Source organism: Natronosalvus halobius (assembly GCF_024138145.1).
Lineage (GTDB): Archaea > Halobacteriota > Halobacteria > Halobacteriales > Natrialbaceae > Natronosalvus > Natronosalvus halobius.
Genome location: NZ_CP099997.1, coordinates 955,064 through 968,490, shown reverse-complemented (window position 1 = coordinate 968,490; position 13,427 = coordinate 955,064). Strand labels below are relative to the sequence as shown.

At 64.3% G+C, this 13,427-nt stretch carries 12 protein-coding genes; 4 read left to right on the top strand and 8 right to left on the bottom strand.

Annotated features, from left to right (window positions below; genetic code table 11):
- Positions 1-111: 111 nt before the first annotated feature.
- Positions 112-996 (bottom strand): COX15/CtaA family protein, encoded by an 885-nt coding sequence (locus NGM15_RS04630; protein ID WP_253435908.1) that lies wholly within the window; start codon positions 994-996, stop codon positions 112-114.
- A gap of 154 nt (positions 997-1,150) precedes the next feature.
- Between NGM15_RS04630 and NGM15_RS04625 the strand changes: the two genes are divergently transcribed.
- Positions 1,151-2,275: a M24 family metallopeptidase gene (locus NGM15_RS04625; protein WP_253435904.1), complete on the top strand. Its 1,125-nt coding sequence runs from the start codon at positions 1,151-1,153 to the stop codon at positions 2,273-2,275.
- 90 nt (positions 2,276-2,365) lie between these two features.
- Here NGM15_RS04625 and NGM15_RS04620 read toward each other — a convergent pair whose 3' ends face one another.
- The 3 genes from NGM15_RS04620 to NGM15_RS04610 all read right to left on the bottom strand — a co-directional run bounded on the left by NGM15_RS04620 (position 2,366) and on the right by NGM15_RS04610 (position 6,046).
- Positions 2,366-3,115 (bottom strand): SDR family NAD(P)-dependent oxidoreductase, encoded by a 750-nt coding sequence (locus tag NGM15_RS04620; RefSeq protein WP_253435902.1) that lies wholly within the window; start codon positions 3,113-3,115, stop codon positions 2,366-2,368.
- 112 nt (positions 3,116-3,227) lie between these two features.
- Entirely contained in the window at positions 3,228-5,585 is a 2,358-nt protein-coding gene (locus tag NGM15_RS04615) for a PAS domain S-box protein (protein WP_253435900.1), read from the bottom strand.
- A gap of 218 nt (positions 5,586-5,803) precedes the next feature.
- Entirely contained in the window at positions 5,804-6,046 is a 243-nt protein-coding gene (locus NGM15_RS04610) for a CDGSH iron-sulfur domain-containing protein (RefSeq protein WP_253435897.1), read from the bottom strand.
- 131 nt (positions 6,047-6,177) lie between these two features.
- Here NGM15_RS04610 and NGM15_RS04605 point away from each other — a divergent pair, with 131 nt between their 5' ends.
- Both NGM15_RS04605 and NGM15_RS04600 read left to right on the top strand, forming a co-directional pair.
- The gene (locus tag NGM15_RS04605) at positions 6,178-6,663 is read left to right on the top strand and encodes a DUF456 domain-containing protein (protein WP_253435895.1); all 486 of its coding nucleotides are present in this window, start codon (positions 6,178-6,180) and stop codon (positions 6,661-6,663) included.
- 71 nt (positions 6,664-6,734) lie between these two features.
- Positions 6,735-6,902, top strand: coding sequence for a DUF8014 family protein (locus NGM15_RS04600; protein ID WP_253435892.1), 168 nt, complete (start codon positions 6,735-6,737; stop codon positions 6,900-6,902).
- 39 nt (positions 6,903-6,941) lie between these two features.
- On the opposite strand, the gene NGM15_RS04595 is transcribed toward NGM15_RS04600, so the two are convergent.
- From NGM15_RS04595 to NGM15_RS04580, 4 genes are all read right to left on the bottom strand, one after another.
- Positions 6,942-8,666: a glutamate--tRNA ligase gene (locus NGM15_RS04595; RefSeq protein WP_253435890.1), complete on the bottom strand. Its 1,725-nt coding sequence runs from the start codon at positions 8,664-8,666 to the stop codon at positions 6,942-6,944.
- 131 nt (positions 8,667-8,797) lie between these two features.
- On the bottom strand, positions 8,798-9,448 hold the full coding sequence (locus tag NGM15_RS04590; protein ID WP_253435887.1) for a DUF8159 domain-containing protein: 651 nt from the start codon (positions 9,446-9,448) through the stop codon (positions 8,798-8,800).
- A gap of 126 nt (positions 9,449-9,574) precedes the next feature.
- Positions 9,575-10,630, bottom strand: coding sequence for a geranylfarnesyl diphosphate synthase (gene idsA3 / locus NGM15_RS04585; RefSeq protein WP_253435885.1), 1,056 nt, complete (start codon positions 10,628-10,630; stop codon positions 9,575-9,577).
- Position 10,631: 1 nt separating this feature from the next.
- Entirely contained in the window at positions 10,632-11,981 is a 1,350-nt protein-coding gene (locus tag NGM15_RS04580; protein ID WP_253435882.1) for a ribonuclease J, read from the bottom strand.
- Between the two features lie 429 nt (positions 11,982-12,410).
- Between NGM15_RS04580 and NGM15_RS04575 the strand changes: the two genes are divergently transcribed.
- Positions 12,411-13,322, top strand: a complete 912-nt coding sequence (locus NGM15_RS04575; protein WP_253435879.1) for a DUF726 domain-containing protein — start codon at positions 12,411-12,413, stop codon at positions 13,320-13,322.
- Positions 13,323-13,427 lie beyond the last annotated feature (105 nt).

The following is a 13,427-nucleotide window of genomic DNA, read 5'->3' as shown; positions in this document are numbered from 1 at the left end:
TCGAGGCTAGCGAGCGCGGTGGAAAAGGGTTCTCGAGGCGGAAATCCGGGAACGTGTTAGTCCTGGATGCTCGGATGCAGGCGGTGATACTCGATTCGAGCGCGACGCTACTCAATCCGAGCGTGACGCTCCGGACCGTCCGCTCTGAAGTTCCGATCGACTCGCCCAGGCACCGACGAGGAGCGTCACGATCAGTGCCCCCGCGGCGAGCACGTAGAGCAGGTCGAGCGCCGACGAGACGGTCATCACCGACTCGCGGCTGAGGAATAGCGTCGTCGCGGTCAGCACGACGCCCGCACCGATTGCTGCGCGAGGAAGCCGGCCCTCGAGAACGGCGCGGCCGACGACCGTCGCCAGCACGACGGCCCCGACGAGCGTCAGGAGCAATACCATCTGGATCGTCAGGGTCGTGGGCGTGTTCTGCGAAATGAACAGCGGGCTCAGGATCACCTGGACCGGGACCGTGAGGGCCGCGACGACGAGCGCGGCGACGAGGTGCCGGCCCGAAAGGCGGTGATGCAGGGCGATGACGAGCGCGAGGACGAAGCAGACGAAGATCACGATGGCCGTCCAGAAGTGAAGGTTGAGAATCTCGTACTCGTAGGTGAGGACGGTTTCTCGACCGAGCAACACCTGGATCGGCGTCAGCAGCGCTCCGGCCACCACGAGCGACGTGATCCGTCGATCGACGGCCTCGTCGAAGTACCCGACGAGGGCGGAGGCGACGATAGCGAACCCGGCGACCATCGCGACGACGCGGTGAATCCACTCCCAGAAGCTCGGCCGTCCCTGCGGGAGCAGGTTCAGAAACCCGCCGTCACAGACCGGCCAATTGGCGTCACAGGCCAGCCCTGAGCCGGTCGTTCGCGTGGCGACGCCGAGGACGATCGTTCCCGCCACGAGCGCGACCGTCACGGTGAGCAGGGCGGAGAACCTCCGTCGACCGAGGTCGATCGGTAATCGTGAGGAATCAGACGTGTGAGTTTCGTACGACACGGTCTCTCAGCGGTGGTTGGGTGCGCCCGTATTTGAATCGTCCGCGTTCGTCCCACTGGGTGGGAACCGGACCGAACACCATCGATACGACGCATCAGCGACACCGAGACGCGCCCTTCGTCGGATTCAAGAACCCGCCACCCGACCCACCGGCATGGAAAAACTCGAACGACTGGATGCCACCCTCGAGGCGAACGACCTGAAGTCGGTCTGGTTCGCCCGCCCGAACTCGTTCGCGTGGCTGAGTGGCGGCAGTTCGGTCGTCGACCGCGAGGGCGACGTCGGCGTCGGGGCCCTCGGATACGACGGCGAGGAGGTGACGCTGCTGGCCGACACCATCGAGATCGACCGACTCTACGAGGAAGAACTGCCAGACTTCGAGGCTGCGGACGTGTCGGTAACCCGTGAATCGTTCCCCTGGTACGAGCGCTCGCTGCTCGAGGCAATCGTCGATCGCGTCGAGGATCCAGCAGCCGCAGACGTCGACGTCCACGGCCTCGAGCGCCTCGACCCCGCGACGGTTCGTCAGCCGCTGACGGCGACCGACCGCGAGCGCTACCGCGACCTCGGCCGGGAGACGGCGGCGGCCGTCGAGGCCGTCTGCCGGGAGCTCCAGGACGACGACACGGAAGACGAGGTCACCGCGGCGCTCACGGTTTCACTCGCTGCCCGAGACATCGAGGCCCCGGTCGTCCTCGTGGGCGGCTCCGAACGCGCCCAAAAGTACCGCCACTATACGCCCAAACCCATCGAGTTCGGCGACTACGCGCTCGTCTCGGTGACCACTCAGCGCCACGGCCTGCACGCCAGTTGCACCCGCGCCGTCGCCTTCGATCCGCCGGAGTGGCTTGCGGAGCGCCACCGTCACGCCGCCCGTGTCGAGACGACCGCGCTGGCCGCGACCCGGGACGCTGCCGCGGCGAACGGTACCGCCGGCGACGTCTTCGCCGAGATTCAGGCGGCCTACGACGCCCTCGGCCACGCCAGGGAGTGGGAACGCCACCACCAGGGCGGCGCCGCCGGGTTCGCCGGGCGCGAGTGGATCGCGACCCCAGATCACGAAGCGCCCGCGATCGCGCCGATGGCTTACGCCTGGAATCCGACCGTCCAGGGTGCCAAGAGCGAGGACACCGTCCTGGTCTCGGACGATGGTTTCGAGACGCTGACGGACGCCGGAACTGGAACCGGTACCGACGACGACTGGCCGACCATCGAGGTCAAGGCGGTCGGCGAGTACGACCTCGAACTCGAGCGGCCCGCGGTGCTCGGTCTCGAGTGAGTTGCGATCGGTTCTGATTTCGATTTCGCTCTCGAGTGACCTGTTACCGACCCTGCTCTCGAGGAAGCAGGTCCGCGCTTCGACGCAGGCTCAGGTCATTATTCGTCGAACCATCGGCTCGGGTAACGCCTCGAACAGCCACGCGACCAGCCGCCAGCGTCGGGTGACGTAGACGTGTGAACGCTCTCGGCGAATCGCTCGAGCGATCTGTGCGGCCGCCGTCTCCGGCGAACTGACCCAGAACGGGTCGTCTGCGAGCATGAGGTCGGTGTCGACGAACCCGGGTTCGACTGTCGTGATCGTCACGTCGGCCGAGCGGGTCGCCTGGCGGTGTCTGAGCCCCTCGAGGTACGTCGAGACGAAGGCCTTCGAGGCGTTGTAGGCGGGCGAACTGGGGTTCCCGAACCGGGACGCTACCGATGAAATGCCGACGAGGTGACCGTCGCGCTCGCTCTCGAACGCCTGGCGGCTCTCGAAGTGCTCCATCGCCGCCGTCGCAAGCGCGGTAAAGCCGCGGACGTTGACGTCGATGGTCTCCCGTTCGTGGTCCCACTCGAGACCGTGGTTGGGGCCACCGACGCCGGCGCAGAGGACGACGAGGTCGACCGGCGGCATGGCCTCGATCAAATCGCCGAAGCCGTCTCTGGCGTCCTCGACGTCGGTGACGTCCATCGTCGCGACGTAGGTGTTCGTCGGCATGGATTCACCGATCGACGTCAACCGTTCGGTTCGCCTCGCCGCGAGGCCGAGTTCGTACCCTTCCGCGGCGAGTTCGCGGGCGAGCGCTTCTCCGATACCGGAGGAGGCGCCGACGACGATCGCCCCTCGAGTCGTGGACATGGGCGTGCATTCGGCGTGGACGGTATAGTCGTGTTGACTCGAGAAGTCACTGGCCCGAATCGTGGGTCCACCGGACCCGTACCGATGTGGTATAGCGCACGATAGGGGGCACTCACATATCTGGAACCGGGAGCGTAACCGAGAATGTTGCCCCTTCCTCGGGTTCGGCATCGACCCAGATATCGCCGCCGTGACGCTCGACGATGCGCTTACAGAGCGCCAGGCCGATACCGGATCCCGGGTACTCCTCGCGACTGTGAAGTCGCTGGAAGACCTCGAAAACTCGACTGTCGTGTGCCGGGTCCAGTCCGATCCCCTCGTCGCACACGGACACGACCCACTCCGTCCCGTCCCGTTCGGCCGAGACGTGTATCTGTGGCGGTTCGTCGCCGCTGTAGGTCATCGCGTTGTCCAGGAGGTTCTGGAACAGTTGGCGGAGTTGCGTACGGTCTCCTCGGACCTGGGGAAGCGAATCGGACGTGATGGTGGCGTTGCTCCGTTCGATCTGCACCTCGAGGTCGTCGAGCACGTCCTCGAAGACGGTGTCGAGATCGGTCGGCTCGAGCGGCTTCCCTTCCGTCTCGATACGGGAGTACTCGAGCAATCCCTCGATCATCGCCCGCATTCGGTCGGCCCCGTCGATGGCGAACTCGAGGTAGTCCGTCCCGTCGGCGTCCAGGTCGTCTTCGTAGCGTCGTTCGATCAACTGGAGGTAACTCGAAACCATCCGCAGGGGCTCCTGGAGGTCGTGGGAAGCGGCGTAGGCGAACTGTTCGAGGCGCCTGTTCGATCGTTTTAGCCGCTCGTTTGCTCGTTCGAGTTGTTTTTCCCGTTTTTTCCGATCGGAAATGTCTCGGATGACGCCGGTGAAGTAGCGGTCGTTCTCGTAGACGATTTCGCTGAACGTAATCGACAGCGACACCGCCGAACCGTCGGCGCGCTGACCCTGGAGTTCGACGTAGTCCCAGTCGAGGGTCCGCTCGTCGGTCTCGAGATATTGCTGAAGTCCCGCCCGATGACGAGTCGCGAGGTCGTCGCGCATGAGTCTCGTTAGCGACTCGCCGACCAATTCGTCGGGTTCGTAGCCGAAGACGTCCTCGACGGCGGGGTTTACCGAACGGATCGTACTCTCGGCGTCGATCGTCACGATGACGTCGTTGGCCGCTTCCGTCAGCGCCCGGTACCGCTCGAGTTCCAGTTCGTACTGTTTGCTCTCGGTGATGTCGCGGAAGTAGACGGAGACGCCCGTTTCGGAGGGGTAGAGGTTCGCTTCCACCCAGAAGTCGAGCGGGTCGAAGTACAGGTCGTAGCTGGTCGCCACCTGGTCGTTCAGCGCCGTGTGAAATGCGTCCCAGACTTCGTCCACTTCCGCCGCTTCGGGGAACATCTCCCAGAGTTTCTCCCCGAGCAACTCCGCTCTCGGTCGCTGGAGCAGTTCGGCGGCGCGATCGTTGACGTGTGTGAATCGAAACTCCTCGTCGACGGCGTAGAACGCGTCGGTAACCCGCCCGAGCATCTCCTTGAATTCGTTCTCGAGACGCTTCTGGTCGGTGACGTCGGTAAGCGCGAGAACGGCGCCGGCGCCCTCGTCGGTGTCGCCCTCATCGGCGTCCAGTGGGGCGCCGTTCACCGTCACCCAGATGCGCTCGCCGTCGGGACGGCGCAGGCCGACCTCCATGTCGAAGATCGGCTCACCGGTCGAGATCACCCGCATGAACGGCGTTTCTTCCCCGGAGAGGGGAGTTCCGTCGGCGTCGGTCAGCATCCAGCGCGGGTCGTCGTACGCGACCGATTCGATCTCTTCGCGGTCGCGGCCGAGAACGCTCTCGGCGTGCTCGTTCGCGAACTGCAGGTCGCCGTTCGCGTCGAATACAACGATCCCGACGGGACTGGTCTCGACGATCAGTTCTTTGACCTCCTTTTCCGCCTCGACAGATCGCTTCGCCCGGCTGGTTTCGATGGCGGAGGCGAGCACGTTCGCGATGCTCTGGACGAAATTTACGTCGTACTCGGTGAACGCCCGGCGTTCCGTCGTGTGCGTACCCAGTACGCCCCAAGGGTCCTCCAGCGAGCCGATGATGACGCTGATTCCGCTGACGACGTTGTGGTCGACCAGCAAGTCAGGCCCGGAGAAGCGGTCTTCGGTCCGCAGATCGTCGACCACGACAGGTTCCTCGGAGAGGAGTGTATAACCCGCCTGCGAGTCCAGATCGGTCGACGCCGTCGCGGTTCCGACGAGTCCGTCTTGCCAACCGACCCCCTGCCGGAGGAGGACCTCGTCGCCGCCAGGGAGCAGTTCGAGCACCTTGCAGTACTCGACGTCGAGCGTATCTGCGACGGCGACCGAGGCGTCGTGTAGTAACCCATCGAGGTCGTCGGTTTCGAGCGCCTGCTGGCCGAATTCGGCGACGACCTCCTGCTGTTGGACCCTCGTGCGGAGTTCGCTATCCGCACCCGGACTCGAATCCATTGCCATTGATATATTTGCGTGCGTGTGTAAATCCTTTCGTTCGTCATGCCCATCTTATAATACTCGGACCACCTGGGGCGAACGATCAGTTGGCGCTCTCGCTAATCGGCGAGTCCACCATCGGCCGGTCCTGGACCCCCGTCTTTTGTCGACACCTGGTCGATCCCATTTTTCGACGAAACATAGTCGAACCATCCTTCGACGATACTCGGCCACCATCACTCATCACTACAAACGACGTCCTCGACGACGCGCCGCGAACGACTGCCGTCTTCGTCCGTCTCGTACACGTAGAGTTCGTCCGCTCGTTCGTCTCGCGTCGCCCGATGTGTGCCATCACAGAACGGGTACGTCTCCGCGAGTCCGCACTGACAGATCGCGACGTTCCCTTTCTCGGGATCGATGTCGTCTTCCTCGAGCTTTCGCGGGCCGGTCGCGTCGTGTCGGACGAGTCGTGCCATGTCGGAAGAGACGGCCGTGCCGTACTAAACGGTGGCCACGTCGGTCAGACCGATCGCTCGAGCCGCGAAATCGAGAAAAACGGTACACGGCAGGCAATACGCCTTTCCCCCTACTGCTCGACTATCGAGCCATGGTCGACGCCCTCACCGTGCTCGCGGTCGTCCTCCTGATCGGCGGCATCGCCGGCACCGTCGTCCCGCTCGTCCCCGGCGGCGGGCTCTCGTTGGCCGGTCTCTTCCTCTACTGGTGGCACACCGGGTACACCGAACCCGGCGTCGTCCCGTTCGTCGCGTTGACCGCGCTCGGCCTGGCCACCCTGTTCGCGGAGTTCTTCGCCGGGTCGCTCGCCGCCCGTGCTGGCGGGGCCTCCTGGCAAACGACCGCGCTCGCTGCCGCCGTCGGCATCGCACTGATGATCGTGACCGGACCGCTCGGCTTCCTGGTCGGCCTCTTCGGCACCGTCTTCGCCCTCGAGTTCGTCGGGAACCGTGACCTGGAGAATAGCCTCCGGGCGGCCGGCTACGCAACTGCTGGAACGCTCGCGTCGACGGCGGTCCAGTTCCTGTTGACGAGTGCGATACTCGTCGGATTCCTCCTCGCCGTGTTCGTCTTCTGATCGCCCCGACTGCGTGCAGGATCGCTGACCACCGAAACGATTGTGTCACTGGATCGCCCAGTGTCGGCACAATGCGCTGTAGCGAGGAGGGCTGTGACCGTGACGCCGCCGTGGAGTTACACGTCCCGTGGGCCGAAAACCGCGTCGTGTGCGCACCCCACGCCCGCGTGCTGGGTCGCCAGGACGGCGTCGTCGCCGACCCGTTCCCGGACAGCGGGCCGGATCTGCTCGAGGAGTGATCGCGTATAGTTCCTCGAACTCGAGGATGTCGATGTCGATTACGGATGCGCGTAGTACGCGACGACCTCCTCGCTGCCTTCGTCGACCTCGTCGATCCGGGCGAAGCCCACGCGCTCGAACTGGACGAGGTCGTCGGGGTCGAGGTCCCCGACCTCGGGTTCGGCTCGACCCTCGACGTCGCCGTCCATCGTTCGCAGCGTGAGCGAGACGCTCTCGGCCGCCGGCGCCCAGTGGATCACGTCGACGTCACCCTCGCGGACCACATCGATGGAGTCGCCCGTGTACTGCAGGACGTCTCGAGTGTACTGGAAACAGCCGAGTCCCTTCAGCCAGATGCGTTCCTCTCGCTGGGGGAAGTCGTCCTGCTCGAGGACGACGGCGTCGCCGGCGGGGATGTGGCGAACGCCGCGATCCTCGTGGTTCGGGTGCAACGGCGGCGTCGCCTCATCTGGCGGACTCCCGGCCAGCCCGACTTCGGCACCCTCGCGAACGAAGAACCGCCGGTCGGTCTCCTCGTCGATCAGGTTTCGGTTCTCGGCGTAGATGGAACTCATCGCGAGGTCGACGTCGCTCGTCGAGGTGCCGAGCTGGATCATAGCGTCGGTGATCGCCTCCCCGCGAATCCCACGGCGCCGCAAGCTCCGGATGGTCGGTGCTCGCGGGTCGTCCCAGCCGTCGAGGTGGCCGGCCTCGATCAACTCTCCGATGCGAGAGGTACTCATCTTCACGTCGTAGGCGTCGACCTGGACGTGGCCCCAGTGGACGACCTCGGGGTACTCCCAGTCGAAGTAGTCGTAGAGGAACCGCTGGCGTTTCGCGGAGTCCTGGAGGTCGATTCCCCGGATGATGTGGGTGATGCCGATGCGGTGGTCGTCGACGCCGGACTGGAAATCGAGCATCGGCCAGCAGCGATAGTCGGCGGCCCGCTCGCGCGGGTGGGGTGTGTCGACCATTCGGAAGGCGACCCAGTCTCGAAGCGCGGGGTTCTTGTGTTGGATGTCAGTCTTGACCCGGAGGACCATCTCGCCGCTTGCGTACTTGCCCGCGACCATGTCCTCGAACTCCTCGAGCACCGTCTCCGAGTCCTTGTCGCGGTGGGGACACGGCTCGCCGGCGTTTTTCAGGTCGCTAAACTCGTCGCCTGGACACGAGCAGGTGTAGGCCCCGCCCATTTCGATGAGCTCTCGAGCGTGGTCGTAGTAGCTCTCGACCCGGTCGCTCGCGCGGTAGACCGCGTCTGGGTCGAACCCCAGGTAATCGATGTCCTCGAGGATCCAGTCGTAGGCCTCGAGGTTCGGCCGCTTCGTCTCGGGGTCGGTGTCGTCGAAGCGAACGCAGAACCAGCCGTCGTAGCGCTCCTTGTAGGTCCCGATGACGGCGGGCATCCGCGCGTGGCCGATGTGCCAGGGGCCGTTGGGATTCGGCGCACAGCGCATCCGGATCTCGTCGTACTCGTCGGCGTTCGGGAGATCGGGCAGGACCGTGTCGTCTTCTTCGTCCTCGGCCTCGAGTTCGGCCAGTTCCTCGGGTGCCAGTTCCTCGAGTCTGGCGCGGCGCTCGTCGGAGTCGAGACCGTTGACTCGAGACACGACGCCACCGACGACGCCAGGAACTGCATCGGCGTGCTCTCGGAAGTCGGGATTGTCGCCCATCAGCGGCCCCATGACGGCGCCGACGTTGGCGTCGCTCCCGTGTTTGACCGCGTTCAGCAGTGCGTGCTTCTCGGCCTCGCGCTCGACGCGGCCTCGTAACTCCTCGTCCATGTTGGCGAACAGTTTCGCCTGCGCGTTCAAAACAGCCGCGGTGTGTGCCCGAGTCCGCGCTCGAGCGTGCCGACCAATGCTCGAACTCTTATTTGTTCTCGGAGGCGCCAACCGGTTCTCGAACGCGCCGACTAGTCCTCGGAGGCGTTCGACGCCTCGGCGACGTCCTCTTCGTAGACGATCATCTGCTGGATGTTCATCCACAGCGTCATCTGCTGCATCTCGCCCTCGTTGTGGGCCTCGAGCCACTCGTTTTTGACGCCCCAGCCGTAGGCCTGCCCCGTGAGCGGGTTGACGAGGTCGCCGACGAGCATACCGTAGTCGCTGTCGCCGTTCACGACGACGGTCTGGTTGTATGCCTGGACGATGACACCCATCTCGTCGAGGGTGGCCTGGTAGAGGTCGTGGTCGACGCCGGTCGCTGGTGCGTCGTCTGATTCGTCGGTGGAGTCACCGTCCGACTCGTCAGACGGCAAGTCCGCTGACGAGTCCGAACCGTGCTCGAGGTCGTCGCCGACAGTCGACTGATACTCCAGGATGAGGTCGCCGTCGTTCTCGTAGAGCGCTTCGACGGTGATGTCGTAGTCCTGGATGCCGTTCTCGAGAACGTAGTAGAATTCCTCTGGTGTGCCCTGTGGTGGGTCAGATGGTTCGGTCGGTCGAATGTTCCGACCGGAACTGCCGAGAAACGAGCCGAGACAGCCGGCGAGGCCGGTCAGCCCCGCCGCCCCGATACCGCCCAGCAGGCGGCGGCGAGAGAGCGAACCGTTCGAGTTGTCCATACCCTTCGTAGCAATACCACGTCCAAAAACCTCCGTTCCATTTCGAGCGGTGAGTCGTCGGCCAACTCGAACGATGAGTCGTCGTCGAGGGACTGCCCAACTGGCCGTCTCGGTAGCCGCGCTCGATCAGTAGCCGCGCTCGATCAAATAATCGGCAACCTGGAGGAGCAATTCGCGAGCCTCGTTGTCGGGAAGCACCTCGAGGCGGTTCTTCCCGCGGTCGACGAGGTCGCGCGCCTTGTCGTTCGCGTAGGAGATGGAGCCGGTGTCCTCGAGCGTGGCGACGGCGTCGTCGATCTCGGCCTCGGTGACGGCGTTGACGTCGGTGGTGTCGACCAGCGACTCGACGTCGACGCCCTGCTCGCGGGCGTGGACCGTGATGAGCGTCTGCTTGTTCTCGACGAGGTCGCTTCCACGCTGCTTGCCGAGCTTTTCGCTGGGGACGGTCAAGTCGAGCACGTCGTCCTGGATCTGGAAGGCGCGTCCGACATCGAGTCCGTAGCCGTAGAGCGCGTCGACGGTGTCCTGGTCGGCCCCCAGCAAGATTGCCGGGAGGGCCGCCGAGGCTGCGTAGAGGACGGCGGTCTTCTGCTCGACCATCTCGAGGTACTCCTCGGGCGTGACGTCCTCGCGCGATTCGAAGCTCACGTCGAGCGACTGTCCCTCACAGATCTGCGTGCAGGTGTTCGCGAGGATGTGGAGCGCCTGCACCGTCCGGTCGGATTCGGCGCCCGTCTCGAGCATGATCTCGAAGGCCTTCGAGTACAGCGTGTCGCCCGCGAGAATCGCCGTCTCCAGGTCGTAGGCCTTGTGGACGGCGGGGACGCCGCGTCTGAGGTCGTCGTCGTCCATGATGTCGTCGTGGATGAGCGTGAACGACTGGATGACCTCGACGCTGACCGCGGCAGCCATGAGGTCGACGGTCGTCGACGGTCCCTCGACCGTCGGGAACTCCCGGTAGGGCGTCGACAGCGGCTCGACGTCGGTGAGCGCTTCTCCGGTGGCCAGCAGGACCGTTGGCCGAAGTCGCTTGCCGCCGGCGTCGAGCAGATATCGGGACGCCTCGTACAGACGTTCCGGCCGCGTGATCGGTAGCTCCTCCGGGATGGCTTCGTTGACGAGTTCGCGTCGCTCGCCGACGGCCTCGAGCACCGCTTTTTCGCGTGCCTCGGGTGATGTCATATCAGTCGACAAGCTGGATCAGGTTGCCGTTTCGCGAGACGTGGACGTCACGGCCCATGTGGTACCCCTCGCCTTCACAGAGTTTGACGTAGCCGGAAAGCCCTTTGAGATCCTGGTGGGCGGGAACGATGTGCTGGGGCTGAAGCGCGTCGAGCATCGCGTAGTGGCCCTCCTGGTTGAGGTGGCCGGAAACGTGGATGTCGTCGTAGATTCGCGCGCCCTGCATGCCGAGCAGTTTCTCGGCCTGGTAGCGCTGGCCCTCGTTGGTCGGTTCGGGGATGACGCGCGCGGAGAAGACGACTTTGTCGCCGTTGTCCAGTTCGTAGGGGGTCTCGCCGCGGGCCATTCGGGTGAGCATCGCACGGGGTTCGCCCTGGTGGCCGGTGACGACGGGCAGGAAGTTCTCCTTGCCCTCGTTCATGATCCGCTTGAACGTCCGGTCGACGGACTTTCGGTGGCCGAACATTCCGAGGTCCGACGGGAAGTCGATGAAGTCGAGTCGCTCGGCGGTGCCGGAGTACTTCTCCATCGAGCGTCCGAGCAGGACGGGCTGGCGGCCGATGTCGTCGGCGAACTCGACGAGGCTCTTCACGCGAGCGATGTGTGAAGAGAAGGTGGTGGCGACGATGCCGCCGTCGTAGTCTTCGATGCTGTAGAGGACGTCGCGGAGGTGCTCGCGGGCGACGTTCTCGGAGGGCGTTCGGCCCTTCTTGTTGGCGTTGGTGCAGTCCTCGATGTAACAGAGCACGCCCTCGCCCTCCCGACCGATCTCGCGGAAGCGCTTCATGTCGATGGGGTCGCCGATGACCGGCGTGTGGTCCATGCGCTTGTCCAGGCCGTAGACGATGGCGCCCTCGGGCGTGTGGAGCACGGGGTTGATCGCGTCGATGATCGAGTGGGTGACGTTGACGAACTCGAGTTCACACCCGTGGTCGCCGATGGTCATCGACTCGCCCGGGTCCATCTTGACCAGGTCGTTCTCGACGCCGAACTTCTGTTCGCTCTCGACCTGCTGTTTGACCAGTTCGATCGTGAACGGCGTCGCGACGACGGGGGCGTCGTAGCGGTGGGCGAGTTTCGAGATCGCGCCGATGTGGTCGAGGTGACCGTGGGTCGGGACGATTGCCTGGACGTCGCCCTCGAGGTCGCTCATGATCCGATCGTCGGGGATGGCGCCCATGTCGATCAGATCGAGGCTGTGCATGCGTTCGGTCTCGACGTTGTCGTGGATGAGAACCTGTGAGAGGTTCAGACCCATGTCGAAGATGACGACGTCGTTTCCTGCGCGAACGGCAGTCATCTGCCGTCCAACTTCTTCGTAGCCGCCGATGGTTGCAATTTCGATTTCCATGGTTGTATATACTGAGCGCGGTGTGTGCGCTCATCGAAACGGTCCGCGGACTCCCGGGTACGAAAGACCGCCACGGTGTCGCGTCGGTCGGGGTCCCGCTATGCGTTCGGGATCGATTCCGGACGTAGAACACGGCGAGGCCGTGGCCACGTCGCGCGAACGCACTTGCCCGCGGGTTTCGCTATCCCCGTCTACACACCCAGGTAGTATAAAGTCCGTGGGTTCGACGACCGATCGATGCGGGCACGCCACTAATCGTCGACGAACACGACCGCTGTCGCTCGAGTGAAGGAAAGGGTATCTTCGACCGTACTCGGATCCCTCCCATTCGGCTGCACGAAAAATAAACGGTTTACGCGTTGTCCCGAATGTTATTCTACGCGAACACTCTCAATAACATTAATATCAGGGTGCATTGAAGCACGATCTATGCCACCACGACGCACGAGTGACGTTGGCACGACTGGTCGAACCGTCTCCCGGCGAACCCTCCTCCGCGGTTTCGGCGTCTCCGCCGTCGGTATCGGCACGCTCGGCGCGGCGACGACGTCCGTCCAGGCGGGGAAAGGTGATTCCTGCGACGACCCGCCGATGGACTTCCCGCGCGTGAGCACGCGAGGCCACTTCGACACGACCTGGTACGGGAGCGTCTATGTCACCGACGGAAACACCGCGACGAACTACGACCTCGCGGGCGATCCAATTCCTGGACTCGGCCAACCGGCGGCCGAAGAACTCCTGATCCACGCCCACGGGTGGAACAACGACCTGGAGGGCGGCGTCTGCTCGAATAGCACCGCCGCGAACACGTTCGACCTCGAGGGCTACGACCACCCGGTCGTCGGCTACACCTGGGACGCCGACTACGGCTGGTACAACGCGACCGAAATCGCCGAACGTAACGGTGCTAAACTCGCGAGTTTCCTGGTCAACTATCGCGCCCAAAATCCCACCGTGACGCTGCGGCTCTGTTCGCACTCCCTCGGCGCTCGAGTCGTCCTCAGCGCGGTCTCGACGCTCTCGTCGTGGGGGTACCACGACCTTCTCGAGAGCGTCACCCTCCTGGGCGGCGCTGCCGACGACGACGCGCCGTCGCTCGAGGGGAGTTATGGCTCCGCGATCGCGAACGCGACTGGCCGCCTCGACAACTTCTGGATGAACGACGACGCCGTACTCGACTGGGCCTACGGCACTGCCGAGATGGGGACCGCGATCGGTGCGACGACGATCGATGGCACACCGCCGTGGAACTACACCGATCACAACGTCGACTACGTTCCGGATCACTTCACCCACTACAAGCCTGATGGGTGCATCCAGGAGGTGATCGCGACTTTTTGACCGGATCGAACGCTGTCCTTTGACCGGATCGAGTCCCCATACGACGCCTCCAGCGTGGTCTCCCGTCGCCGTATCGCCAACCCTTACTCGAGTCCCCACCAATAC